This window comes from Asticcacaulis sp., from assembly GCF_027484505.1.
GTDB lineage: Bacteria > Pseudomonadota > Alphaproteobacteria > Caulobacterales > Caulobacteraceae > Asticcacaulis.
On sequence record NZ_JAIXSV010000190.1, the window covers coordinates 1 to 25675 of the forward strand.

At 59.9% G+C, this 25675-nt stretch carries 25 protein-coding genes; 17 read left to right on the top strand and 8 right to left on the bottom strand.

What is annotated here, in order from left to right:
* Positions 1-138: 138 nt before the first annotated feature.
* Both Q0072_RS11800 and Q0072_RS11805 read right to left on the bottom strand, forming a co-directional pair.
* The gene (locus tag Q0072_RS11800) at positions 139-1068 is read right to left on the bottom strand and encodes an NAD regulator (protein WP_298330252.1); all 930 of its coding nucleotides are present in this window, start codon (positions 1066-1068) and stop codon (positions 139-141) included.
* 13 nt (positions 1069-1081) lie between these two features.
* Positions 1082-1693, bottom strand: a complete 612-nt coding sequence (locus tag Q0072_RS11805; protein ID WP_298330254.1) for an HD family hydrolase — start codon at positions 1691-1693, stop codon at positions 1082-1084.
* 148 nt (positions 1694-1841) lie between these two features.
* Between Q0072_RS11805 and Q0072_RS11810 the strand changes: the two genes are divergently transcribed.
* Positions 1842-2678, top strand: coding sequence for a universal stress protein (locus Q0072_RS11810; RefSeq protein ID WP_298330257.1), 837 nt, complete (start codon positions 1842-1844; stop codon positions 2676-2678).
* Between the two features lie 49 nt (positions 2679-2727).
* Here Q0072_RS11810 and Q0072_RS11815 read toward each other — a convergent pair whose 3' ends face one another.
* The gene (locus tag Q0072_RS11815; protein ID WP_298330260.1) at positions 2728-6216 is read right to left on the bottom strand and encodes a tetratricopeptide repeat protein; all 3489 of its coding nucleotides are present in this window, start codon (positions 6214-6216) and stop codon (positions 2728-2730) included.
* Between the two features lie 209 nt (positions 6217-6425).
* Here Q0072_RS11815 and flbT point away from each other — a divergent pair, with 209 nt between their 5' ends.
* From flbT to Q0072_RS11880, 13 genes are all read left to right on the top strand, one after another.
* On the top strand, positions 6426-6851 hold the full coding sequence (flbT, locus tag Q0072_RS11820; RefSeq protein ID WP_013480567.1) for a flagellar biosynthesis repressor FlbT: 426 nt from the start codon (positions 6426-6428) through the stop codon (positions 6849-6851).
* A complete protein-coding gene (gene flaF, locus Q0072_RS11825; RefSeq protein WP_290793261.1) occupies positions 6811-7221 on the top strand; it encodes a flagellar biosynthesis regulator FlaF in 411 nt (136 codons plus the stop codon). Before flbT ends, flaF begins: the two co-directional genes overlap by 41 nt.
* Positions 7222-7447: 226 nt before the next feature.
* Positions 7448-8278: a flagellin gene (locus Q0072_RS11830; protein ID WP_298330267.1), complete on the top strand. Its 831-nt coding sequence runs from the start codon at positions 7448-7450 to the stop codon at positions 8276-8278.
* A gap of 285 nt (positions 8279-8563) precedes the next feature.
* Entirely contained in the window at positions 8564-9382 is an 819-nt protein-coding gene (locus Q0072_RS11835; protein ID WP_298330268.1) for a flagellin, read from the top strand.
* A gap of 120 nt (positions 9383-9502) precedes the next feature.
* Positions 9503-9832, top strand: coding sequence for a flagellar protein FlaG (locus Q0072_RS11840; protein WP_290793254.1), 330 nt, complete (start codon positions 9503-9505; stop codon positions 9830-9832).
* Positions 9833-9969: 137 nt separating this feature from the next.
* On the top strand, positions 9970-10803 hold the full coding sequence (locus Q0072_RS11845; RefSeq protein ID WP_298330269.1) for a flagellin: 834 nt from the start codon (positions 9970-9972) through the stop codon (positions 10801-10803).
* A gap of 236 nt (positions 10804-11039) precedes the next feature.
* The gene (locus Q0072_RS11850) at positions 11040-13940 is read left to right on the top strand and encodes a transcriptional regulator (protein WP_298330271.1); all 2901 of its coding nucleotides are present in this window, start codon (positions 11040-11042) and stop codon (positions 13938-13940) included.
* A gap of 45 nt (positions 13941-13985) precedes the next feature.
* Positions 13986-14636, top strand: coding sequence for a hypothetical protein (locus Q0072_RS11855; RefSeq protein WP_013480560.1), 651 nt, complete (start codon positions 13986-13988; stop codon positions 14634-14636).
* A gap of 10 nt (positions 14637-14646) precedes the next feature.
* On the top strand, positions 14647-15093 hold the full coding sequence (locus Q0072_RS11860) for a hypothetical protein (protein WP_298330274.1): 447 nt from the start codon (positions 14647-14649) through the stop codon (positions 15091-15093).
* A 135-nt stretch (positions 15094-15228) separates the two neighbouring features.
* Positions 15229-15747, top strand: coding sequence for a single-stranded DNA-binding protein (gene ssb, locus Q0072_RS11865; RefSeq protein ID WP_013480558.1), 519 nt, complete (start codon positions 15229-15231; stop codon positions 15745-15747).
* Between the two features lie 238 nt (positions 15748-15985).
* Positions 15986-18742 carry a DNA gyrase subunit A gene (gene gyrA, locus Q0072_RS11870; protein ID WP_298330277.1) on the top strand — a complete coding sequence of 919 codons (2757 nt, stop codon included), beginning with the start codon at positions 15986-15988 and terminating at the stop codon, positions 18740-18742.
* A 35-nt stretch (positions 18743-18777) separates the two neighbouring features.
* Positions 18778-19269 carry a pantetheine-phosphate adenylyltransferase gene (gene coaD / locus Q0072_RS11875; protein ID WP_013480556.1) on the top strand — a complete coding sequence of 164 codons (492 nt, stop codon included), beginning with the start codon at positions 18778-18780 and terminating at the stop codon, positions 19267-19269.
* Positions 19269-20102 carry a peptidylprolyl isomerase gene (locus tag Q0072_RS11880; RefSeq protein ID WP_298330281.1) on the top strand — a complete coding sequence of 278 codons (834 nt, stop codon included), beginning with the start codon at positions 19269-19271 and terminating at the stop codon, positions 20100-20102. The genes coaD and Q0072_RS11880 overlap by 1 nt, the downstream gene beginning before the upstream one ends.
* A gap of 51 nt (positions 20103-20153) precedes the next feature.
* Here the strand turns inward: Q0072_RS11880 and Q0072_RS11885 are convergent, their stop codons facing one another.
* The 3 genes from Q0072_RS11885 to Q0072_RS11895 are packed head-to-tail and all read right to left on the bottom strand — an operon-like array spanning position 20154 to position 21520.
* Positions 20154-20597, bottom strand: coding sequence for a COG3650 family protein (locus tag Q0072_RS11885; protein ID WP_013480554.1), 444 nt, complete (start codon positions 20595-20597; stop codon positions 20154-20156).
* Positions 20597-20821 (bottom strand): NF038104 family lipoprotein, encoded by a 225-nt coding sequence (locus Q0072_RS11890; protein WP_298330285.1) that lies wholly within the window; start codon positions 20819-20821, stop codon positions 20597-20599. Before Q0072_RS11890 ends, Q0072_RS11885 begins: the two co-directional genes overlap by 1 nt.
* A complete protein-coding gene (locus Q0072_RS11895) occupies positions 20822-21520 on the bottom strand; it encodes a pirin family protein (RefSeq protein ID WP_298330288.1) in 699 nt (232 codons plus the stop codon).
* A gap of 175 nt (positions 21521-21695) precedes the next feature.
* Between Q0072_RS11895 and Q0072_RS11900 the strand changes: the two genes are divergently transcribed.
* A complete protein-coding gene (locus Q0072_RS11900) occupies positions 21696-22304 on the top strand; it encodes a helix-turn-helix transcriptional regulator (protein ID WP_298330291.1) in 609 nt (202 codons plus the stop codon).
* A 77-nt stretch (positions 22305-22381) separates the two neighbouring features.
* The gene (locus Q0072_RS11905; protein WP_298330294.1) at positions 22382-22753 is read left to right on the top strand and encodes a helix-turn-helix transcriptional regulator; all 372 of its coding nucleotides are present in this window, start codon (positions 22382-22384) and stop codon (positions 22751-22753) included.
* A 23-nt stretch (positions 22754-22776) separates the two neighbouring features.
* Here the strand turns inward: Q0072_RS11905 and Q0072_RS11910 are convergent, their stop codons facing one another.
* Both Q0072_RS11910 and Q0072_RS11915 read right to left on the bottom strand, forming a co-directional pair.
* Positions 22777-23319, bottom strand: a complete 543-nt coding sequence (locus tag Q0072_RS11910) for a glutathione peroxidase (protein ID WP_298330297.1) — start codon at positions 23317-23319, stop codon at positions 22777-22779.
* An 86-nt stretch (positions 23320-23405) separates the two neighbouring features.
* The gene (locus Q0072_RS11915; protein ID WP_298330301.1) at positions 23406-23948 is read right to left on the bottom strand and encodes a DUF4142 domain-containing protein; all 543 of its coding nucleotides are present in this window, start codon (positions 23946-23948) and stop codon (positions 23406-23408) included.
* Positions 23949-24536: 588 nt separating this feature from the next.
* On the opposite strand from Q0072_RS11915, the gene Q0072_RS11920 reads away from it, so the two are divergent.
* Positions 24537-25675 (top strand): glycoside hydrolase family 2 protein (locus tag Q0072_RS11920; protein ID WP_298330304.1); only part of this gene is annotated, 1139 nt, incomplete at its 3' end.

A 25675-nucleotide genomic window follows, 5' to 3' on the forward strand; every position in this document is an offset into this window, starting at 1 on the left:
CCCGCTCTCGCAAATCCATCGATAAAGGACGACCCATCACTTCCTCCTGTCGGAAAAAGTGAATCAGATCCTCTCTGATTTGGGAATCCCGATTCAGCTAAATTTCATACCGATCTAGTGTTTTTCGTGGCTAAAACCCTACCCTCTCGGCAAACTTAACCCCAGAGATGGGCTAAAGCGGAAACGGTCGCGGTCATAGGCGTAAAGCTCTGCCGGGCGACCGCCCGTGTCGTCGCGCATAATGCCGGTCGGGCGCACAAAACCGGTGCGTTCCAGCGCGCGGCGAAAGTTCTGCTTGTGCAGGGGCAGGCCGCTGATGGCCTCCAGCGAGCGCTGCAATTCCAGCAGCGTAAAGCGTTCGGGCATCAGCTCAAAGATCACCGGGCGGTATTTCAGCTTTCCTCTTAAACGCGACAGGCCCGTGGCGAGGATGCGGCGGTGGTCCGACAGCATGGCGGTGCCGCTGCCGCTGGAGGCCTCGGCGCAGCGCGATTCATAGATCAGGCAGGCGCTGTAGAGCAGTTCATAGCGATCCAGCACGCGTTCTTCGTTACACAGGTCGCTGTCTTCGGGGAACAGGGTTTCGACCCGTCCGCGCCGTTCGGCTGCCGACTCTGCGTCCGGGGCGGCGTCGCACCAGTCGCGCAGACGCCGACGCAAAGGCGCGACCGCTGCCGGTTCGCCGCGCCGCCAGTCTTCCCACGGAAAGAAGGCCGAATAGGGCTTCCATTGAGCGGACAACTGCGACTGAAAGGCGCTGTCGGCGGTCAGGGCCAGATAGCCCAGCGAAATAACGCGCTGATCGTTGCCGCCGGGGGCCAGCGAACTTAAGCCCTGTCGCCCTTCGTCGCCAAATGAATAGAGCTGTTCGACATAGCCCGCCGAAAAGCCGGTCTGTTCGGTGACAAAGGCCCGCACGGCCAAATCGAAGGTGCGGTGCGCCTCTGGGCGAAACGGGCCGGAGGGCAGGGCCGTGCCGTCGGGCAGGGTCAGGCACAGGACCATCGCCTCATTGTCCTTGATCGCCATAACCACGGCGGACAGTTCGATCGTCAGGCTGACCGGCACAGGCAACTCCTCCTTACAGGTTTTGGCTCAGGGCGTAGAACCTGTCAACGAACTGCGCACGGATTTCGGGGCCCGACAGGGCGGTCAGGCTCAGGTCGTAGCCTTCGGGCGGGGTGCCGAAAAAGGTGCGCGCTTCGGCGTCGGAAAAGCCGACCAGTTGCGTGGCTTCGAAATAGGCGCAGGCGTGATCGGCCCGCTTGATCAGGGCCTTGATGTCCGGCGGCACCACAGCGGGCAAGCCAAAGCGAATATGGATGGCCTGTTCCAGATGATGTTCAAACCGCTTGTAATCGAGGCCCAGCGCCGCCTTGAAGGGCGAAATCATGTCGCCGATCACGTATTCGGGCGCGTCGTGCAGCAGGGCCACCAGCCGCCAGTGCGTTTCGAGCCCCGGCGTCAGATGGGCGCAGATGTCTTCGACGATCAATGAATGCTGGGCGACCGAAAAGCCATGTTCGCCCGTGGTTTGTCCGTTCCAGCGGGCGACGCGCGACAGGCCCAGTGCAATGTCGTCGATCTCTATATCCATGGCCGAAGGATCGAGCAGGTCGAGGCGACGCCCGGAGAGCATACGCTGCCAGGCGCGGGGGGCAGGATCGGCAGAAGGGCGGCTACGGGGCGGCATAGGGTTTCACAAAGTGTTGACGGGATACTTGTGTATTGGGGCCATATGCCGCGTGTCCAATCGACAGGGCCGGGCCTATACTTATAGCCATAAGGCGCGTTGCGTCGTGGTTAAATGCTGACCATGCACAAAAAAGGAGGCCCCTCTGATGACTGACTCCCCCCTCACTGCCGGTGGCGCCTGGGCGCGCGTATCGGTGCCGGTATCGGGTGCCACCTCGGAAGAGACGGCGATTGCCATTGCCGCGGATATTGCCCGCGCCTTTGGCGGGCAACTGAGCTTCCTGTTTGCGCCGCCCGACCCGGCGGAACTGGCCCCGTGGCTGGGCGAAGGCTTTATGGGCACGGTGCAGATGGCCGCCATGGACGGGCTGAAATCGGCTGCCGAAGAGGCTGAGGCCGTGGCGCGCGATGCCTATAACGACACCGCCTACGCGCATAAGATGTTCCTGCCGCTGAAATCGCCGGTGTGGCAATGTCTGGCGACCGAAACGCGCCTGTCCGACATCGTGGTCTTCGGCGATGAGAGCGCGCGCGGGCGCGGCCTGTTGTCTGAGGCCTTTCAACAGGTGCTGATGGAAGAACGCGCCGGGGTGTTTATCGCCCGTCAGCCCTTCGCGGTGGGCGGCACGGCCCTCGTGGCATGGGATGGTAAGGAGCCGTCGTCACGCGCCGCGCGTCGCGCCGTGCCTTTGCTGAAAAAAGCGTCGAAGGTGGTGGTGGCCGGGGCCCCGGTCGGGGAAAACCCGGCCGATCTGGGCAAGCTGGCGCGCTACTACATGCTGCACGGCCTGAACGTTGAGGTTGATATCCTGCCCAAAAGCAACGACCTGATCGGGACGCTGGTCGAGGCCAATCAGCGGCATCAGGCGCAATATATGGTCGCCGGGGCCTTTGGGCGTTCGCGTCTGCGCGAATTTGCCTTTGGCGGCACGACGCGCGCGCTTTTGCACAACACCAATCTCAACCTGTATATGGCGCATTAATTGTAGTGCCGAAGGTAATGAAAAGGCGGCGGAAATTCCGCCGCCTTGTTTATTTGATCTCTTCCGACACCCGTTGCATCAGCGATGCCCACTGCCCCTCTTCGGTGACGAAGACGCGGGCATTGGCGTACCACGGGCAATGGTCGCTCCCCAACTGGGTCCACGAGCCGGGCGTCATGACGAACCAGGTCGGCACGCCGGTGGCCGCGGCGATCTGCGTGCTGGCATTGGCGGGGCCGATGACCACGTCCAGCGCCGCGCACAGGGCGCTCAGTTCACTCAGATCGTTCAGCAGGTCGATGGGCGGGGTATAGAAGCGCGCGCCCTGAGCCTTTGCGGCGATCTGTTCGCTGACCGTCTCGCCATATTGCAGGTTAACAAGCACGAGGTCTTTGCGCCCCAGCAGCGGTGTGAGGGACTCAAAAGGCGGATAGAAGCGGTCGCGGCGGGAATGGCTGATCAGGCTTTTCCACAAAAGGCCAACCTTCGGGCCGCTGCCCTGTCGGGCCAGTTCGCCTTTCCAGAAAGCGACGCGCGCCGGGTCAGGCACGAATACGGGCGCTTTATCGGCAAAGGCCTCCAGATCGCTGCGCAACAGCGGCAGGAAATCCCCGATCAGCGCCCAGCCGTCCACGCTGTCGCCCGACAGGCCCGGCACGCTGCGGGTAATGACGCCGTCACGGCTTTCGGTGTGATGCGGCAGAACGCGGGCCTTGGGGAAGGCACGGGCAAACAGCGGCACAAGGCGCTTTTCAACGGCTAAGGTCAAAACCCCGTCGCCCAGCTTTTCGATAATATCCGGCACCAGAGTCCCGAACATGACCTCATCGCCCAGCCCCTGTTCGGCCAGCAATAACAGACGCTTGCCAGCAATCTCTTCGGGCCTGAGCGGACCGGCGGGGAGATCGAAATGCACCTGTTTCGGTGTGCCGGTCATATGGCGCGCCGCATAGGCCTGCCATCCGGCCTTGAGATTGCCGAGCCCCAGATGGGCATAGGCCATGCTCAGTTCCACCGAGCGCAGATTGCCGGGCTCAGAGAAGCGATCCAGACACAGTTCCAGCTCCGGCAGGGCCTCGGCCAGCCGGCCTTTTTCCATCCACAGGCAGGCGCGGTTGAAGCGCGCCGGCAGGCTGTTGTCCAGCGAGATAGCCTCGTTGAAGAAGATCAGCGCCGTGTCGGCATCGCCCTGCGCCAGCAGGATGGTGCCCAGCGTGTCCCACAGGGCACTTTGCTTCGGATAGTCGCTCAGATAGGCCTGAAGCAGGGTGATGGCCTGATCGAACTTCGACTGTTCGCGCAGCGCCGCGGCGTAATAGTTGACCGCCATCAGGTGACCGGGATCGCGCTGAACGATCAGGCCGTAGAAGCGTTCGGCCATGTCATAAAGGCCGATGCGGAAGGCCAGTTGCGCCAGATCGGCGGCGATATCGAGCGAGTCCGGCTGATACTTCAGGGCCGTCTGATAGGCGTCAAGGGCCTGCGGAATACGGTCCTGCCGGTCAAGTGCGGTGGCCAGCGCCTGCCAGGCACCGATATGATCCGGCACGTGACGCAAAAGGGCGCGGGCCTGCGTTTCGGCTTCGGCCCAGTCGCGCATCAGAAGGGCACGTTCCACGCCCTGAAACTGACGGCGTATATCCTCGTTCGACAGGGTTTGCACCGGGGCGGCGACCTCACGGATCAGGGCCTGACGCATTTCCTCCAAAGGAACCGCCCACTCGCCGGGGGTGGGAGTCAGGAACATTCGGGCGCTGCCGTACCACGGGTAATAGTCAGTGCCCATCATGGGCCAGCTGTTGGACGGAGAGAGTATCCAGATGGGCGTGCCGACGCTGGCCGCGATATTGCTGGTGGCGTTTGAGGGCCCCATAATCAGGTCCATGGCCGCGCACAGGGCGGCCAGATCGTCCAGATCCTGCTTCAGGTCGATGCCCGGCGGGTTCCAGATGCTCAGGCCTTCGCGTTCGGCCTGACGCAGTTCTTCGCTGACATCGCCGTACTGAAGATTGACGAACACGGCGCCGGGCGTGCGCAGGATAGGGGCCCAGCTTTCGAAGGGGGAATAGTAGCGGTCGCGGCGTGAATGCTGGACAAGGCTTTTCCACAAAAGGCCGACCTTGGGCTCTGGCCCCAGCTTGTCCAGTTCGGCCTTCCAGTGGGCGACGCGCGCAGGATCGGGGGTGAGGAAGCTTTTTTGCCGCGGAAAGGCCTGCGCGTTGGGCCGGTAACGCGGTAGCAGGTCGCCCAGCATGACAAAGCCGTCATAGGCGCGGGTGGTGTCCATTCCGGGGAAGTGGCGCACCGTAATGCCATTGATCTTGCCCGTGCCGTGGGCGATCATGGTCGCCTGCGGGAAGCTGCGCGCATACAGGGGGACAAGGCGTCTTTCCACGGCCAGCGTCAGGTGCCCGTCCGGCCCCAGTTCGGCCAGAAGGTCCGGGAGCACGGTGCCAAACAAAATCTCGTCGCCCAGCCCCTGTTCGGTGGTCACGAAGATCGACTTACCCGTCAGGGACTGAGACAGATCAAGCGCCGGGACGTCGGTAATATACTTCATGCCTTCAAGGCTATGCAGGCCTTTGCGCGCCGCATAGTAACGATAGCCGGGCATCAGATCGCCCTTGCAGAAATAGCAGAAGGCCATGGCCAGCTCCGCCGCTTCGATCTGGGCGGGCGAAACCATGCGCTTGATGCCGGCCTCAAGGCTGTGGATCGCCTCGTCAATCTCGCCCAGAGCGCCGAGGATCAGGCCGCGATTGTGCCAGGGCTTGGGGTCGTGCGGGACGAACTTGACGGCTTCGTCGAAGAAGAGGAGGGCGGTCGGCAGGTCGCCCTTGGCATTGACCACCGTGCCCAGCGTGTTCCACAGCGTGCCGTTGGACGGGTCTTTTTCCAGAAACGGTGTCAGGAGGGCGATTGCCTCTTCGAACCGGCTGACTTCGCGCAGGCACGAGGCGAGGTTGTTGGCGACCTCAAAATCGTCCGGGTTTTTGTCGAGGACATAGCGGAACAGTTTTTCGGCCTGCGTGTGCATGTCCAGCTGATAGGCCAGACGGCCCAGATCATTGGCGATGCCGGTATTGTCTTCTTCGAGTTGCAGGGCGGCTTCGAAACAGGTGAAGGCGCCTTTGATGTCGCCGGCCTTTTCGCGGCACACGGCCAAAATATGCCAGGCCGTACCGCATTTTTCGTTGACGCGCAGCGCTTCCAGCGCCTTTTGCGTCGCCCCCTCATAATCAGATTTCTGGACGAGCAGCAGCGAGTCCTTCAGCAGGGTGAGCAGACGCACCTCGCTGATGTAGCGCGTGGCCTCCATCAGGGCTTCGAGGGCGGCCGAAGACCCGGAATCTCCCAGAATCGTTGAGGCCAGATCGGCCAGAACATCCTTGCCGGGCGGCGTGGCGGCGGCGTTCATCGCGATAGAGCTGACCGTATCAGGTGTGGCCAGAACCTTTGCCGGGCCTATATCAAAAGCCTGCGCCGCGGTGGCGGTCTCAACAGCCTGATGTTTGATTGGCCACGTTTTTTTAGGCATTGGACTCTCCGCACCCCTCTGTACCCCACGCCCTGTGCCGCTTTCTATATGGGGCATTTGACCGAAGGTGAGGACAGATGGTCATGAACGTGCAATCTTATGCGATGATTCGATTAAGATCAGGATAGCGTTACGTTCGTTATATTTGCGGATGTGCGAAACCGGATATTAACCGTGCGAAGCCTATGCTGCTGGCCAAAAGGACTCACATGCCGCTCAAACTGTCGCTCAAGCCGGGTGAAAAATTTGTTCTCAACGGTGCCGTCGTGCAGAACGGTGACCGCCGGTGTTCGCTTGTGCTCCAGAACAAGGCCTCGGTGCTGCGTGAAAAAGACATCATGCAGGCCAGCGAGGTAACCTCTCCGTCGCGTCACATCTACTTCCCGGTGATGATGATGTACCTCGATGAGGCCGGGGCGGAGAAATATTACGACGAATTCCTGACGCGCATGACCGAATTCATGAGCGTCATCGCCAATCCGGCCATTCTGGCGGAATGTGTGGTGATTTCCAAAGCCATCATGGGGCGCGAATATTACAAGGCCCTGATGGGCTGCCGTAAGCTTATCGAGTACGAAGACGAAAGACTTGGACATGTCTCTACAGGCCTATCAGAAGACGGCTCAGCGGAGTGAAGATCCGCGCCAGACGGAGTACCGTCTGTTCGGTCAGGTTACCCGCGCGCTGATGGAGGCGGCCGAGCTCGACCGGAGCGAGGTTTCCCGTCGCATGGATGCGCTCGACTGGAACCGCCGTCTGTGGTCGGTTCTGGGGACGGACTGCGCCCTGCCGGGCAACGGCCTGCCTGAAACCCTGCGCGCGCAGATCGTATCGCTGTCCATCTGGGTCAATCGCCATACCTCGGCCGTCATGCGCGGTCAGGAAGAGATCGCGCCGCTGATCGAGGTCAATCGCCTGATCATGCAGGGCCTGATGCCGCGTCAGGACACGGCGCCGGCCGCCGATCCGGCTTTTGTTGGCACGGTGCGGGCGTCACTCGGTTAAAAATTCACCCTGATGCAGATTTTGCCGGGCAGGGCCGGAGGGCAAGGGCGGGAGTCAATGATTCCCGCCTTTTTCAATTTAAAAATATCCATTAAAAACAACGATAAAAATATTTAACGCGACCTTACAGGCTGGCATTTCCATTGCTAGGTAACGGACAGGCCAAAATGGCTTTGCGGCAAAATTGCCGGTCAAATCCCCGACCAGAATGGAAAGGACGTTATCGATGCCGAATATGTCGATCAATACCAATGCGGGTGCGATGATCGCCCTGCAAAACCTGAACAAAACCAACAACGAACTGCAAACCACGCAAACCCGCATCAATACAGGGTTGAGGGTTGCGAGCGCCAAGGATAACGGGGCGGTTTACGCCATCGCCACCCGCCAGCGCTCGGATGTATCTTCCCTTGGTGCGGTGACGGACTCGCTTGATCGGGCTAAATCGGCTGTCGATGTAGCGATCTCCGCCGGCGAAAGTGTTGCGGATATGTTGACCCAGATGAAGGAGAAGGCACTCGCGGCTTCGGATACGTCTCTGACTACGGTCAGTCGTCTGGCGTTGAACGAAGATTTCAAGGCGCTGCGCGATCAGATTTCGAAAACGGTGAACAATGCGACGTTCAACGGTGTCAATCTGATCAAGAATGGCGCTTCAGCGATTGCGCCTCTGGCCAATGCGGACGGCTCGTCAAAGCTGACCGTGGCGGCCCAGGACCTCAGCCTGACGGGCAGCACGATCACGCTTTCGGCGGGTTCGGCCTTTACCTCGGCGGCGCAGGCAAAGACCATTGCCGATGCCGTGGATGTGTCGATCGCCAATGTCTCTGCGGCGCTCGGCCGTCTGGGGACGTCGTCGAAGTCGCTGGATGCGCACGCGCAGTTTGTTTCGAAGTTGGTCGACTCGATGGAATCGGGGATCGGCAACCTTGTGGACGCCGATCTTGCCAAGGAAAGTGCGAAGCTTCAGGCCTTGCAAACCAAGCAGCAGCTGGGTGTGCAGGCCTTGTCTATCGCCAATCAGGCTCCGGGTGTTGTTACCCGGCTGTTCCAGTAAGGTCTTTAAAGGCCGGAGTTGCGGGTCCAGGCGGGCCCGGCTCCGGCTTTCTTTTTGTCCGAAACGTGCGCGGCAAAAACTGCCGGACCGGGCAAAAATTGCCGACAATCGGCAAAAACTGCCGGGTCGGGGTGTGGTTAAGGCATATATAACGCTTATATTTCAATTACATGTAGTGATTTTCCGTAAGCGGAGGTTTGGCCCGCCGCTTGCAGCCAAAGGGTCAGGCAAAATGCCGCCGGACGACAAAATGTCTCCGGTTCATCTAGAAGAAGGACTAGACCTATGGCGCTCAATAGCGTGAATACCAACAGCGGAGCTATGATTGCTCTGCAAAACCTGAACAAGACCAACGCCGACCTGCAAACGACCCAAACCCGTATCAACACGGGCCAGAAGGTCGCCAGCGCCAAGGATAACGGCGCCGTCTTCGCCATCGCCCAAGGGCAGCGCGCTCAGGTTACCTCGCTCAATGCGGTTCAGGAATCGCTCTCCCGTAACGCATCTGTCGTCGATGTGGCCATCTCGGCCGGCGAATCCGTTTCCGACATGCTCTCGCAGCTGAAGGAAAAGGCCCTCGCAGCGTCTGACTCCAGCTTGAGCACGGCCAGCCGCACCGCTCTGAACGAAGACTTCAAGGCGATCCGCGACCAGATCGGCAAGACCGTCAACAACGCGACGTTCAACGGCATCAATATCATCAAGCAAGGTGGCTCGGCGCTCTCGGCTCTGGCCAACGATTCCGGTGGTACGCTGACCGTTGCGGCTCAAAACCTGTCTCTGACGGGTCTGGGTATCAACGCGACGACGATCGGCACCAAGGCTACGGCTTCGGCGGCGGTTGCGACCCTCGCGACCAAGATCGACGACGTTTCGGCCAAGCTGGCGAAGCTCGGTACGTCTTCGAAGTCGCTGGCTAACCACGCCGGCTTCATCAGCAAGCTGTCGGACTCGATCGAAAACGGGATCGGCAACCTTGTGGATGCCGACCTGGCGAAGGAAAGCGCGAAGCTGCAGGCCCTGCAAACCAAGCAACAGCTTGGCGTTCAGGCCCTGTCTATCGCGAACCAATCGACTTCGACGGTTCTGAGCCTGTTCCGTTAAGGAATGACGGGGGCGGCGTTTCGACGTCCGCCCCCTTTTTCTTTGATCTGATGTCTGGCTCGGCATCACGGTCATAAACAGAGGGCGCAACGGCGTAAGTCGCCGTGCGTAATACAGGAGATGATTACGAATGCAGTAACCCCGCCCGCCGTCACCGACCCCACTCAGGTTAAGCCCGTGGAGCCGGTCAAGCCTGTTCAGGAAGTCGCTCCGGCGACCTCGGGCAGTCAGACGGAAAACGGTCTGTCGAATCATGACCGGGCGCAGTCCCAACCGGCCTATATGCTCAAACTGACGATAGACAAGGACCCCGACAGCGGTGAGTTCATCTATCGCGCGATTGATCGCTACACCGGCGAGGTAGTCCGCCAGTTCCCGCAAAAGGAGCTGCTGGAAATGCAAAAATCGAGAAGTTACAAGGCGGGAAGCATCGTCAGGACCGATATCTGACGTCTTTTTCCGAATTGTGAGCTGTGATATTTACCGCGTACCTGGCAGGGTCGCGGATAAAGGCGTTTGCATGAATTAACCTTTTGGTTACCATGTTCGTTAAGACTTCTGAGTCGTAGCGTATATGGAGAATCCTCATGCCGACGGTAAGCGTCAATACCAACAAAACTGCCATGACGGCGTTGCAAAATCTGAATGCAACGACCCGCAAACTGGAATCGACGCAAACTAAGATCTCCACGGGCCTTGAGGTGTCAAGCGCCAAGGATAACGCGGCGCTGTATTCGATCGCGCAGGGGCAACGCGCTGACCTCAGTTCGCTCAGCGCTGTGAAAAATTCGCTCAGCCGCGCCACATCGGTGGCTGACGTGACACTGGCGGCTGGGGAATCGGTCTCCGATCTTCTGGTGCAGATGCGCGACAAGGTCGTTTCGGCCATGGATCCGTCGCTTTCAACGGCCTCGCGAAATGCTTTGAATGGCGATTTCCGCGAACTTCTCCGTCAGATCAGCCATGCCGTAGCCAACTCGTCTTTCGATGGTACGAACCTGCTGAACGGTTCAATCACCAACGGTATCAAGTTTATCGATAATGCCGACGGCAGCTCGGTCGTAACCCTGTCTTCCCGCAATTTCAGTCTGGGTGGCGCGATCATCACCATGTCGGCGGCGGCCAATGTGCTGACCTTGACGCGGGCGACGTCCGCTCTGGCCCGTCTGGATGCCTCGATCAATAATGTTAATGCCAGCCTTGCCGCGCTGGGCTCCGAGGCCAAGCAGATCGAGGGGCGTCAAAACTTCGTCGCCAAACTCTCCGGCGCTATCGAAGTCGGTATCGGCAACCTGGTTGACGCCGATCTGGCCAAGGAAAGCGCGCGCTTGCAGGCCCTTCAGGTCCAGCAACAGTTGGGCACGCAGGCCCTGTCGATTGCCAACCAGTCCCCGCAGGCCATCCTCCGTCTCTTCCAGTAGGCGCTTATTTTACGCTGCCTAAGAAAACCCGTCGGTATCCGGCGGGTTTTTTCTTTGTCAATACCAAGGGTCATTGAAAATGGCACTTGGTATGCCTTTCGAGACTGTCTCATGTCTCTGACACGTATGAGACAGTCTCGCGTTTTCAACGGCCGGATGCGGTCAGCATCTTCGGCCGTTGGTATTCTGGGCCTTTTTGCTGCGGGTTAACGCTTCTTAAGCTTTGATCTGTGACAATGGCTGCTATGACCGTGTCGTTCGATACCAGCCTGTTGACGAGTTATTTCAACTCGAAGACCCGTGCCACCTCCGGTACGGCCAATACGGCTGCGCCGACGACTGCGACCAGCCCGACGGGCACCACCCGCGCGCCGACGGCGCCGTGGGAAAAGGGGGGTACGCCGGAAGACACGCTGGTCAAGAATATCCTGTCCGGAAAGAGCTTTATTCGCGAATCGGCGGTCAATCTCGATCTGGCCGGTGCGTCGAACGACTACAAAAAGCTCTATACCCTCTACACGGGGCTAAACTCCCTGCGCGCCGTGGCGGCCAAGGCGCAGACCATTCTGACGGGGGGAAGCCCCGACTCGATCAGCAACAAGACCGAACTGAACAGTCTGCGTCGCCGTTTTGACGCGGGGCTTGGCGAAGTGAGTACTTACGTCAAGGATGCAGATTACGAGCATCTGAATCTGATTCAGGGTAGCATTACCGACAAGCTGAAATCGACGGTGGGCATAGCGCGCACGGATACGGCCTATTTCGCCAAGGACATCCATTCGGGCACGGCGACCAGTGAGGTCGAGGCCTTCAAGGGCAATGTGGCCTTCGATATTTCGGTCAAGCGGACGGGGACGACGGACCCGATCAATGTCCATATCGACCTTGCGGAAATGGGCAGTGAAACCCGTTCGATGTCGAGCGTCGTCAGCTATATCAACGATAAGCTGAAAGCCGCGGGACTTTCGACCAAGTTCGCCGTGCAACGGACGGCGGGCGGCGACAAGACGGTCGAGGTGAATGGCAAGACCGTCAAGGTCGGCACCAATCCCGATACGTTTTCGTTGAAGATACAGGGCGACTCGACGGAAGCTCTTACCTTTAGTGCCGCTCCCACCGGGGATTCGGTTTTCGTCGTGCAGAAGACGGGCGATACCGACAAGACGACGAAATACAACAAGGAAACCAAGAAGTTCGAGACCGTCACGCCCACGCAGACCACCGGGATGGTGAAGTTCAGCACGGGTGGCGGTACGGTGTCGGCGCCCGGCGATACCTACTGGACGGCAGGCCGCAGCGTCCAGAACGACCTAGAGGGGTCTATCAAGACTGTGCATCAGACCGTGTCCGGGCCGGATGGGTCGGTCTATGTGCTGGCTGATGTCGATGGCACCACCGAGGGGCAGGCCATCAAGGGCACGCAGGACGTCGCCCTGATCAAGTACGATTCGGCCGGGAATGTCGTCTATGCCCGCACCCTAGGCGCGGCCGACAGTGCCACCGGCTACGCGCTCAGCGTCGGCGATGATGGCAAGGTTGCCATTGCCGGGTCGGTGACCGGTACGCTGGCGACCGTTACCACCACGACCTCAAGCTATACGGTGGATGGCAAGACCTTCACCACAACCTCGACCAAGGAAGACAGCGGGACGTCTGGCACCAACAAGACCGTGGCCGACAGCTTCGTCACCGTCTTTGATTCTGCCGGTCAGGAAATGTGGACCAAGCGCTTTGGTTCCACCGATGAGGATGCGGCTCTGGCGGTGACCTTCGGATCGGATGGCTCGGTACAGGTGGCCGGCAAGACGCGCAGCGTCATGCAGGGTGGCGTCGGATCGGCGGGTGGCTGGGACGCCTATATCCGCAGTTTTGACTCGACCGGAAAAGCGACCGCGACGGTGCAATACGGCACCTCCGGCACGGATCAGGCCAGTGCGGTTAAGGTAGATGGCACGACGCTCTACGCCGCCGGTGTCGAAGACGGCAATATCGTCCTGCGCGCCTATGACATCAGCGATCCGGCTAAACCCACCCTGACGGGCACGCGTAATCTGGGCGGCTTAGGCGGCGGTCAGATCGGCGCCATCGACGTCTATAATGGCAAGGTCTATGTCGGGGGTTCGACCGGCAATGACAGCATTCTTGGCGGTGGATCGGGCAGCACAGCCTTCCACGGGCACTCCGACGCCTTTGCCGCGACCGTCTCTACGGATTTCGCCTCCACCGCTGGTGACAAGGTCGTCTATTACGGCGGGGTAGGGGAAGAAAAGAACGTCAAGGTGCAGTTCACCGACGGCAAGGTCTATTTCGCCGGGCAGACCGAAGGCGAAATAGACGGCACGACCAAGATCGGCGAAGCCGACGCCTATCTGGCGCGCATGGACGTGGCCAGCGGCGCGGTTGAATGGAGCCAGCGCTATTCGGGCAAGGACGGCGAAGTCGATCCGCAGGCCATGGCCGTCACAACCAATGGGGCCTCGGTGCTCGACAAGCTGGGCCTGCCCAGCGGCACGATCGAGTATAAGGATTCGACCCTTCTGACCTCAGGCACATCGGTGCGGGCCGGGGACTCCTTCTATCTGCGCGATGCCGGCGGCTCTCAGAAAAAGATCATGATAGAAGCCAATGACACGCTGGACACGCTGGCCAAGAAGATCCAGCGCGCGGCGGGGTACAAGCTCAAGGTGACGGTGGCCAAGGTGACCGGCAAGGCCGAGTCGCAACTGGTCATCGAGCCGCAGAACAAGACCAGCCAGATGGAAATTGTCAAAGGCCCGGCGGGTAAGGACGCGCTCGAAGGGTTGGGGCTGACCGAAGGCCTGGTCCGCACGGCAGAGGACACATCCGCTTCGTCTTCCTCGAAAAAGACAAAGACGGATACCGAAAAGCTGTTTGGCCTGAAGTTCAATGCCGACGTCAATCTGAACTCGGAAGAAAGCATCACGGCGGCGCTCAAGACGCTGGACGATGCGCTGAAAAACGTGCGGTCCGCCTATCGCTACCTGCGCTATGGCGAAGACACGACGTCGTCGGATGATAGCAAGAAGAAGACCAGTTCAGCCGGTTCGGCCGCTTACTGGAATGCCCAGGCTTCCAACTATTCTGCGGCGCTCTCCCGCTTGACAGGCGGCGCATAAACAGGCCTTTAGGGGGAGACGAACTCACCTCCGAGGGGATGGATTATGGCGCTGAATCGAAAGCAAACGATCTGGCTGGCGGGTGCAGGCGGGGCCCTGTTGCTGGCGGTGCTGATCGGATGGGCGATCTCCAGTTCGCAAAAAGAGTCGCCGCGCATGAATACCGAAGGTCCGGGCCTTGTCCTCGACATCGACGATGCGCCGACTCTTGACGCCAAGAAGACGCTGCGCTGCTTTGTGAATGGTGAATTTGTGGGGCAACTGACCATCGCCGACTGCGCCAAAAAGAATGGCGTGGCGGCCAATGCGCTGGATGTCGGCGTCGATGAAAGCGGTGAAATGACCGCCGCCCCGACCGCCTCACTGGCTCCGCCGCCGGTCATTTCCGCCGATAAGGTGGCGCCGGTGGTCGTCGATTCGGGCGAGCCTGTGGCCGCAACCGCCCCGACCACCGGCCCTTCGGGGGCCTGTCTGCGCTTTGCCGGCAATGAGTGGACGCGCCTGTCGGACGGTATTTCGCTGAACGCCTGCGCGACCTTGCTGTTTGACGGCCGCTGCGAACGTCCGGGTTCGGCCTCCTATGGCCGCTGGGGCAGCCAGACCCTGCGCCTGGTGCCCAAGCGCGTTGAAATTTCGGATGATAACAAGACCTTCCGCACCCTGCTCGAACAGGGTCAGGGCTGCTCGGTAAAGTAAGGAGCCACTCATGGCGATGAAACCTGTTCTGTGGCTTGTCGCCGGCGGGGCCTGTCTGATGCTCGCCGGGTGCGAAAAGACGGCCGTGGAAGCACCTGATGCGAAAAATGTCTGCTTCCATATCGGCTTTCCCAAGGATCAGCCGCCGAAGTTCAACATCATCAAAAAGGATGTGCCATCGCTGGAATATTGCGCGGCGCATCTCGACGCCCTGCGTATCAAGTTCCTCAGCATAGGGTCGCCACGCAAGGAGATCGTCGGGGTCTATAACGGCACGTTCCTGTGGTCCACGCCGCGCGGCATCCGCATTTCCAAGAATTTCGAAGGCCCGGCCATGCCCTTTCTGACCAAGGCCCCGGATGGGCGTCTGGTGATCCCCAGTGCCTTTGAAGTGCCGCGCGACCGCAACTTCTCCGAGCCGCAGACCCTGCCTGACAATCTGCCTGAAAAGAAATAAGGGGCTCCCGCGCAGCGCGAAAAGATGTGAACAAAGCGTTAACATCGACTTGGCAAGCGGCGTTTTGCCGCCTATGCTCAGGCCTTAGCAATTAATGTGTCCGCCGAATCGCGGGCAGAACGGAAGGCGCAGCGCATGGCGGGCTCGGTCAACAAGGTCATCATTATCGGCAATCTGGGTAAGGACCCGGAAATCCGCACGCTCAATTCGGGTGAGCGCGTCGCCAATCTGACGGTGGCCACCTCGGAACAGTGGCGCGACAAGATGACGGGCGAGCGCAAGGAAAAGACCGAGTGGCACCGCGTTGTTATCTTCAATGACAACCTGGCCAAGATCGCCGAGCAGTATCTGCGCAAAGGCTCGACCGTCTATCTCGAAGGCTCGCTGCAAACGCGCAAGTGGACCGATCAGCAGGGCGTCGAAAAGTACACCACCGAAATCGTGCTGCAACGCTTCAACGGCAATCTGACGCTTCTGGGCGGCCGTGGCGACAGCGGCGGCGGGTCGTCGTCTGCGGGCGGCTATGATCAGGGCGGCGGCTATGGCGGCGGTTTTGATGACGGCGGCTACGGGGCCCCGGCCTCTTCGGGCCCGAAGGCGCAGGGCTCCGGCCCCAAGCAGAACTTCGATCTCGACGACGAAATTCCGTTCTGAGCATTGCCAAATTCGAGATAGGTTCGAACCCAAAGCCTGCGGTCATACCGCAGGCTTTTTTTGTGGGCGTTCCAGCCTGTCTGCACCCAAAATAAATGTTAACAGGCGGCCTCTGAATTTCCCTAAAACGCCTTCCGGATTTGGGGATTAGTCGCAAAAGTGCTACGGTGCGCGTTAACCAGTGCGCCGACGTGTGATTCCCGTCCGGTGCTGATGACTATGCAATGAAACGGGCTTCATGACCGATACTCCTGCTTCCGGCCTGCCGACGCCGCACGGTATTTCGCACGTCACCATCGAGGATGAACTTAAGCGTTCCTATCTCGACTACGCCATGAGCGTGATCGTTTCGCGCGCCCTGCCGGACGCGCGTGACGGTCTGAAGCCTGTGCATCGGCGCATTGTCTACGCCATGTACGAAGAGGGCCGTACCCACGACAAGAAGTACGTCAAGTCGGCCAATATCGTCGGTGACGTGATGGGTCGTTACCACCCGCACGGCGATGGCGCGATTTATGACGCCCTTGTGCGGATGGCGCAGCCGTTTTCGATGCGCCTGCTGCTGGTCGATGGTCAGGGCAATTTCGGCTCGGTCGATGGCGATCCGCCGGCGGCCATGCGCTACACCGAAAGCCGCATGACACGCGCGGCTGAGTCGCTGATTGCCGATATCGACAAAAACACGGTCGATTTCAACGACAACTACGACGGCGCGCGTCAGGAACCCTCGGTTCTGCCGTCGCGCATTCCGAACCTGCTGGTCAATGGCGCCGGCGGCATCGCGGTCGGTATGGCGACCAATATCCCGCCGCACAATCTGGGTGAAATCATCGAGGCCTGTCTGGCCATGCTCGATGATCCGGAGGTCAGCACCGAGACCCTGCTCGGCATCGTGCCCGGCCCGGACTTCCCGACGGGCGGTGAAATCCTTGGCCGTTCCGGCGCGCGTCAGGCGCTGCTGACCGGTCGCGGTTCGGTCATCATGCGCGGTAAGGCCTCGGTCGAGACCATCCGCAAGGACCGCGAAGCCATCATTGTCACCGAACTGCCCTATCAGGTCAACAAGGCGACTCTGATCGAGCATATTGCGGAAATGGTGCGCGAAAAGCGGATCGAAGGCATTTCCGATATCCGTGACGAATCCGACCGTCAGGGGATGCGTATGGTCATCGAGCTGAAGCGCGATGCGTCCGGTGACGTCATCCTCAATCAGCTTTACCGTTATTCGGCCCTGCAAACGAGCTTTGGCGTCAATATGCTGGCGCTCAACCACGGTCGTCCGCAGCAGATGGGCCTGCGTAAGTTGTTGGAAATCTTCCTTGATTTCCGCGAAGAGGTGGTGGTCCGCCGCACCCGCTTTGAACTGAACAAGGCGCGCGACCGGGGCCATGTGCTGGTCGGTCTGGCCATTGCGGTGGCCAATATCGACGAAATCATCCACATCATCCGCTCCTCAGTCGATCCGACCGAAGCCCGCGAACGCCTGACGGCAAAGAACTGGCCCGCCGGGGACATGTCGCCGCTGATCGAACTGATTGCCGACCCGCGGTCGATCGTCTTTGAAGGCGGTGAGGTGCGGCTGACCGAAGAACAGGCGCGCGCCATTCTGGCCCTCACCCTGTCGCGTCTGACCGGCCTGGGTCGCGATGAAATCTTCGGCGAAGCCCGCACCCTGGCGGCCTCTATTGCCGAATATCTCGCCATCCTGTCGTCGCGCGAACGCATCCTCGGCATCGTGCGTGAGGAACTGGAAGAGGTGAAAGCCCTCTATGCCGAACCGCGCCGCAGCCTGATCGTCGATGGCGAAGCCGACATCGAGGACGAAGACCTGATCCCGCGTGAGGACATGGTGGTGACCGTCACCCATTCGGGCTACGTCAAGCGCACCCCGCTCAGCGCCTATCGCACCCAGCACCGCGGCGGTAAGGGCCGTTCGGGCATGGCGATGAAGGACGAGGACGCCATCACTGGCATCTACGCCGCTTCGACGCACCAGCCGATGCTGTTCTTCTCGTCTACGGGTAAGGCCTATAAGCTGAAGGTGTGGCGTCTGCCGCTCGGCACGCCGCAATCTAAGGGCAAGGCCTTCGTCAACCTGCTGCCGCTGGACAAGCACGAGACGGTGACCAACATCCTGACCTTGCCGGAGGATGAAGCCGCCTGGGATCGTCTGGATATTGTGTTCGCCACGCGCTCCGGCGACGTGCGTCGTAACAAGCTGTCGGATTTCGTCAACGTCAACCGCGCCGGCAAGATCGCCATGAAGCTCGAAGAGGGTGACGCCATTGTCGGCGTGGCCCTGTGCACCGAGGATCAGGACGTGTTGCTGTCTACCGCTTCGGGCCGCTCGATCCGCTTCGCCGTCGATGAGGTCCGCGTGTTCAAGGGCCGCGACTCCACCGGCGTGCGCGGCGTGCGTCTGGGTGAGGACGACACGGTGATTTCCATGGCCATACTGCGCCGCGTTGAGGCCACACCGGCCGAACGCGCCGCCTATCTGAAGCACGCGGCTTCGCTGCGCGCGGCGGTGACGGGCGAAGGTGAGGAAGCGACGGTCGTGGTCGAAGACGAGGCCGAAGAGGGCGCGGAAGACGCGTCGCTGAGCGTCGAGCGCATCGCCGAACTGGGTGCGGCGGAAGAGTTCATCCTGACCATCGCCGATACAGGCTTCGGTAAGCGGACCTCGTCTTATGACTATCGCCGCACCGGTCGCGGTGGTCAGGGCATTGTCGCCATCGACCTGTCGAAGCGTGGTGGCAAGCTGGTTGCCTCCTTCCCGGTCGAAGACACCGATCAGCTTCTGCTGGTCACCGATGGCGGGCAACTGATCCGCACGCCGGTGTCGCAAATCCGTGTGGCGGGCCGCAATACGCAGGGCGTGACCATCTTCCGCACGTCGGGCGAAAAGGTCGTCTCGGTCGAACGTCTGGCCGAAACCGCCGAAGAGGACGGCCCGGACGAGGCTGAGCTTGCCAGCGGGGGCGATGCCGGATAAGGCTTGCCCCACTAAAAGATAAGGAGCCACATCAGATGGCCAAAAGGATAGGGCTCTACCCCGGAACCTTCGACCCGATCACCAACGGACACTCGGACATTATCGGCCGGGCGGTTAAGCTGGTCGATCATCTGGTGATCGGGGTGGCGCGCAATACCGGTAAGGCACCGGTCTTCACGCTGGATGAGCGGGTCGAGATGTTGCGCGAAAGCTGCGCTCCGTTCGCCGATCGCGTCGAGGTCTTGCCCTTCGACAGCCTTTTGATGCACTTTGCCGAGGAACTTGGGGCGTCTGTCATCATTCGCGGCTTGCGCGCGGTGGCCGATTTCGAATACGAGTTTCAGATGACGGCGATGAACCAGCAGATGAACCGTGAAATCGAGACGGTGTTTCTGATGGCTGATCCCCGACATCAGGCGATTGCGTCCCGATTGGTCAAAGAAATAGCCCAATTGGGCGGCAATATCGCGCCGTTCGTTTCAAAAAGCGTCGCTGAGCGGCTCTTGGCTAAGGTTGGAAAAGAGTAATGACGTTTAAGATGGGGGCTGCGCGCGCGGCAGGTCTGGCAATCGCCGCAACGCTTCTGGCGGGTACCGCTTTGGCGGCGACGCCGGGCTATCGTCCGGTGGATGCCGACAATACGCTGGTGATCGACACGAACAAAGGCCGTGTCATCGTTGAAATGTATCCCGAACTGGCCCCGCAGCACGTTGAGCGCATGAAGACGCTGACGCGGCAGGGTTTCTATAACGGGCTGAAATTCCACCGCGTCATCGAAGGCTTTATGGCTCAGACCGGCGACCCGAAGGGTACGGGCGAGGGTAATTCCGAATTGCCGAATGTCCCGGCCGAATTCATCATTCGCCGCGATACGACGCTGGATATCGTTCCGCTGACGACCGAGCGCGGTGTCCTGACCGGGTACGTCAAGGCCCTGCCGGTACAGTCGCAGGTCAATGACCTGATGGCGATTACCAAGGACAGCAAGGTCGAAACCTGGGGTCTTTACTGCGCGGGAACGCTGGGTATGGCGCGGGCGGGGGACGTCAACTCGGCCAACAGCCAGTTCTTCCTGATGCGCTCCTATACCGATGCGCTGGAGCGCAAATATACGGCCTTTGGCATGACGCTTGTGGGGCTGGATGTGGTGCGCAAGCTGAAGCTGGGTGAGCCGCCGGTTGATCCTGATATTATGACCAAGGTGCAGATACTGGCCGACATGCCCGAAGCCGAGCGCCCGAAGGTTGAGGTGATGGACACCCGTTCGTCCGAATTTGCCGCCGTAGTCGAAGCCAAGCGCAAGGCCAGCCCCGCAGGCCTTACCGGCTGCGATGTGCCGGTTCCGGTCAAGGTGAACTAAACCGTACAAGTTATTGAAAATAAAAAAGCCTCCCATGCCGGGAGGCTTTTTTTAAGGCTTCTCGCTTTCCAGTCGGGTCGTCGGGGTGGCGCACCCCTTGAGCACTTCGTCCCCGAAATTGACTTCGGCGGTCAGCGGATAGACGCGGTCGCTCATGCCATCGGAACAGGTCTGAGCGATCAGGGTCAGGCTGATTTCGTTCGACAACAACTCAGCGCGCTTGGGCCCGCTCTTGTCCTTATTGATTTCGAACAGGTGACGCGGGAAGACCTGCGCCTCGTCGCCGGGACGTTCAAAGGTGACATCGCGTTCGGTCAGGCTGAGCGACCAGAAGGGCTCGGTGCCGATCACGCTCAGCGGCGCGTTGAGATCGACGCCGGCCAGAGAATCGACCTGAGTCGATTCGGGTTCTGGTGGCTTTTCGATCTTTGGTCCGCAGGCGGCGAGGGCAAGAAGGGACGCAAGCGCGACCGGGCGCCAGGCAGACAGCCGCATCAGTCCTCGTCCTTCTTGTTCTTCTTGTCTTTTTTATCCTTCTTTTTGTCGTCACCGTCAGGAATGGCCGCGCCTACGACCTTCCCCGTGGTGCCTATGACCGCTCCCGTTACCCCCACGGCGGTGCCGACCGCCGCGCCGGTGACGGCTACGGCCGTACAGCCCTGAAGCAGAAAGGGAAACCCGATCAGGGCCGTGAGGGTAAGGAGCGGTTTCAGTCGCATCTAGGCAGCATCCAGAAGAAGAATTTCGGCGTCTTCGAGCGCTTCGAAGGTCAGCTCATCTTCGTCGATGATGGCCGCCCCGTCGCGCGCGTTCAGCTCAAGACCGTTAAGCTTAACACGTCCGGCGGCTAAGACCACGTAAACATGACGGCCTTTTTGCGGCGCGTAGGTTTCCGACTGACCAGTGAGGAGCGTCGCCCCCAGAAGACGGGCCGGGGTGTTGATCTTTAGCGCCTCGGCATCGTCATCAAAACCCGAAGCCAGCGCCACGAACTTGCCCGCCCGGTCGCCCTTGGGGAAGGGCTTGGCGCCCCAGCGTGGGGCGTGACCGCGTTTGTCGGGAATGACCCAGATCTGGAAAATCTTGGTCAGCACGTCCTCGACATTGTATTCGGCGTGGCGGATGCCGGTTCCGGCTGACATCACCTGAACATCGCCGGCTTCGGTGCGGCCGCGATTGCCCAGATTGTCTTCGTGGGTGATGGCCCCTTCGCGAACATAGGTGATGATTTCCATGTCGGCGTGCGGGTGGGGCGGGAAGCCCGACTTCGAGTCGATCTCGTCGTCATTCCACACGCGGATCGACCCCCACCCCATATTGTTGGGGTCGTAATAGTCGGCAAACGAAAAGTGGTGACGGGCGTTCAACCAGCCGTGCTTGGCGTTATAGAGCTTTTCAAAGGGGCGATGCTGGATCATGGCGTAGGCCTTTCGCAATAAAGGTAGCTGTTGAGCGTCAATATAGGCGCATGCAGCGTTGCGCATAGGGGGTGAATTCAAAACGCTTCGTTGCTATAAATACAACTCAGGCCTTGAATTAGGGCTGTTGTCTGCCGCTCGCTTGCGGCAGTATGCTGCAAGCGGGAGGCGAGATTTGGACAAGGCGCTCATCTACGGACAGGCTCTGGCGCAGTTACGGATGCGGGCGCGCCTGTCGCAGGACAAGGCGGCGGAGGCCGCCGGTACGTCGCAGCCGACCTGGGCGCGCTATGAAAGCGGCGATAGCCGGGCCTTTCTCGACCGTCTGGCTGTGCGCTCGAAAGTTGTGCGGGCCCTGGGGTTTAGTCTGAGGGATCTGGAGGCCGAGGCGGAATTACTGGCGACCGATATGCATTATGGAACGCCAGAGGGGTCGCAGGGTTTTTCAGCGGGGCTTTCTGCCTCTGGGGGCGTCGATCTGGCGGTGTTCAATCGGCCCGGCCTGCAACAGGTCCGCATCCAGACGGACGAACTGAGCCCTTATCTGCGTGCGGGCAGCCTCGCCATCTATGACACCGAGCGTTTGCCGCTGCCGGGGGAGGGGGTGATCGTCCGCCTGCGTGATGGGCGCAGTCTGCCACGCTTTTATGTGCGACAAGCGGTCGAACTGTGGGTCGAGTATTGGGTGGCAGAAGGCGATGCACACCGGCGGGTGATGCAAAGCCTGAATATGGCCGATATTACAGGGATTTACCCCATTGTCCTGCGCGGCGAGACTGACTAAATTGCATCAAACGCATAAAATGAATTGACAATCTGGACGTGTGTTGACATTCTCACTCTTGCGAGAGGGGAGGCGTTATGCGCGAGACAGGTCATCCGGTTGATGTGGCGGTGGGGCAGAATATCCGCCTGATCCGTAAGGCGCGTGGCCTGACGCAGGAAAATCTGGCGGCGGGTCTGGGCGTCACCTTTCAGCAGCTACAGAAGTACGAAAAGGCCGCCAACCGCGTCAGTTGTTCCATGCTGATCCGCATTTGTGAACAGTTGGAGGCGCACCCGATGGACCTGTTGCCGCCGGTGAATGGCGTGGCCCATCCGCTGACGGAGACGCCCTGGTATCGCGACGCGCAGATCGTACATCTGGCGCAGCCGCGATTGTTACCGGAACTGCGCCGCCTCAGCCGCGCGCAACTGCACACGCTTTTGCTGGCGGCGCGGGCGTTTGCCTGACGTCGGCTTCGAAAAAGTGGGGTTTAAGCCGCCAGCGCCTTGTTGAGGGCGTCGATCAGGCGCACATCGTCCGGGGCGACGTCTGGTGAGAAGCGCGCCACGACCTTGCCCTCGCGGCCGACGACGAACTTTTCGAAATTCCATAGGATTTCGCCGCGCGGGGTCGGGGGGAAGCCATAACCGGCAAACTTTTCGCGCATCAGTTCGGCACCCGCGGCATCGGGCCAGGCTTCGGTGAGGGCCGCATAGAGCGGATGTTTGTCCGGCCCGGCGACACTGATCTTGGAGAAGAGGGGAAAGGACACGTCAAACGCGGTCTGGCAGAAGCTGGCGATCTCCTGATCTGTACCGGGCTCCTGTCCCATGAAGTTGTTGGCGGGAAAACCGAGGATTTCCAGACCCTGCGCGTGTTTGTCGCGATAGAGAGCCTCCAGCGCCTCATACTGAGGGGTCAGGCCGCATTTCGAGGCGACATTGACGACCAGCAACACCTTACCAGCATAGTCGCCCAGCAACGTTTCAGTCCCATCAATCCGCTTCAGCGGGATATCGTACAGTGCGCCCATCAAATCCTCCATATATTGAGAAGGATAGGCGATCCCTCCGGCCATGCAAACGAAAATCCGCCTTGATCACAGACCGTTGAGAAGACTCAGGCCGCCGAGGCCCGCGCCGTCGAGAGCGTCGGCGCAAACTGGCTCAGGTGGTATTTCAGATAGTCGCACAGGGTCAGGGCGTAGATGTTGAGATTGGCCATCGGCGTGCGCGTGCGCAGGAAGCGTTCGCACAGGCTCAGCATGTCGAGATAGAGCCGGTTCTGGAACTGGATATAGTCGATATCGAAATGCGCGGCCTCGCTCAGTTGCAGGGCGTCGATCTCGTCCTGTTGTTCGGGAGACGGCAGGTAGTCGGGCGTCAGCGACGACCCGGCCTTTTCCAGCGCCGTCAGCAGGGCCTCGTTCAGCCACACGTGGCTTTCGCCCATATGGCGGGCATAGGCGCGAATATCGGCGCATTCTGAACGCAAGGCGGCCGTGCGGTGGGCCTGAATGGCGACGGCGTTGAGGCGCGAGACAAGGCCGACAAATATATCGACAATGTTCGGCACCGACGCCCCGGACAGGGTAGAGCGCGGGGTACGACGAAGCGGCAAGGCGTAGCTTTGGCGGCTGGCAGACAGCAGTTGCGGGGTCATTAACCTCTCCCCTTAGAAAAAAACGATACAGTGTCTGCTTTCTTGAAGAGGGGCCGTCGGCGTCTGTTCATCAGTCGTCCGCCAGCCCTGACCATCATGATATATAGCGGAATGATTTTTACTGGAATCATTCCGCTCAAGCCGCCATTGAGGCGGCGGCCAAGGTGGCGCAAGCCACCGCCCGGCGAGGGGCTAAACAAAAGCTGGAGCATTATGTTTCCACCAGAAATCATAATGATCCAGGGGCATGGCATTCGGCCATTGAGCGTTCTGAGATAAGATGCGCCGACTTTCCGGCGCAATCGTGGCGTTAAACCGTTCGGATTGGGGCGCTTTTTGCGATCTATTGATCCGTGATCGGGATATTCGTCTATTTTGCAGACTTAGCGTTGAACGCGATAAGAATGACATGGGCTGCGCATTAGAGGTGATAAGACGACCGTAAATCCAGGACTGTAAGCGCAAATGGTTCGGCCGAATAACGTGCATTATGGATCGAATTTGATTGAAGTTGAATTTTTGAGACGCTAAAAGGTCTTACCAATAAAATTGCTAGGTCTGATAAGGATTGCAGGAGGGAGAGTGGCCATGCGTTGGGTTTCGACAGTTCTGGCGGTATTTACCCTGTTTGCCCTACCGGCGGTGGCGCAGGATGTGCGTCCAGCCTATCTCCTGACCGGTGCGGCGGATCGCGACGTACAGGACCTGTCGGGGCCCTGGACCTACTCCAAGGACCTCTATCGCACGGGCCTGACCGACATCAATGGATGGGTAGCCAAGTCGCGTATGCAGCGTTACCGCGATGTGGATGTGGCTGCTGAAGAAGCCAAAGGCGGGGCGACCTTCTTTGAATTTGACCTTGATCGCGGTCCGCAAATGGCGATACCCGGCGCGTGGAATGCCGCCGAACCCGAACTGCGCTATTATGACGGGCTGATCTGGTTCCAGCGCAAGTTTACGCCCAAAGCCTTTGATGGCAAACGCGCTTTCCTGCGTTTCGAGGCGGTCAACTACAAGGCCTATGTCTATCTGAATGGCAAGGAAATCGGTCGCCATGAAGGCGGATTTACACCGTTCGTTATTGAGCTCACGCACGCCCTGCGTGCCGGTGAAAACCGCCTGAGCGTGGGTGTAGACTCTACCCATGACGCCCAGTCCATTCCAACGGCGATCACCGACTGGGACCTCTATGGCGGCATTACCCGGCCGGTAAAGCTGATCTACACACCCGAAACCTTTGTCGATGACGCCACCCTGACCCTGACGCCGGAGGGGCGTCTGAAAGGTATGGCGCAACTGAACGGTCCTCGCGCCGCCGGGCAAGTCGTTACGCTGAGCATTGCAGGCCTTAAAACCACGGTGTCTGCGACCACCGATGCCAAAGGGCAGGCGGTTTTTGATCTGAAAGCGCCGCGCGGACTGAAACTATGGTCACCGGATACACCCGTCCTCTATGAGGTGAGTTTCTCAACCGTTGATGACAAGCTGAGGGAGCGGATTGGCTTTCGCACCATTACGGTCAAAGGCCACCAGATCCTATTGAATGGTAAGCCTATTTTTCTCAAAGGCGTTTCGCTGCACGAAGAGGAATTCGGTAGTCATCCATCACGCAACATGACGGAAGCGGCCTCGCGCGCCCTGTTGTTCGAGATCAAATACGGCCTGCACGGCAACTATGTGCGCCTGTCGCACTATCCGCATTCGGAGACGACTCTGCGTCTGGCCGA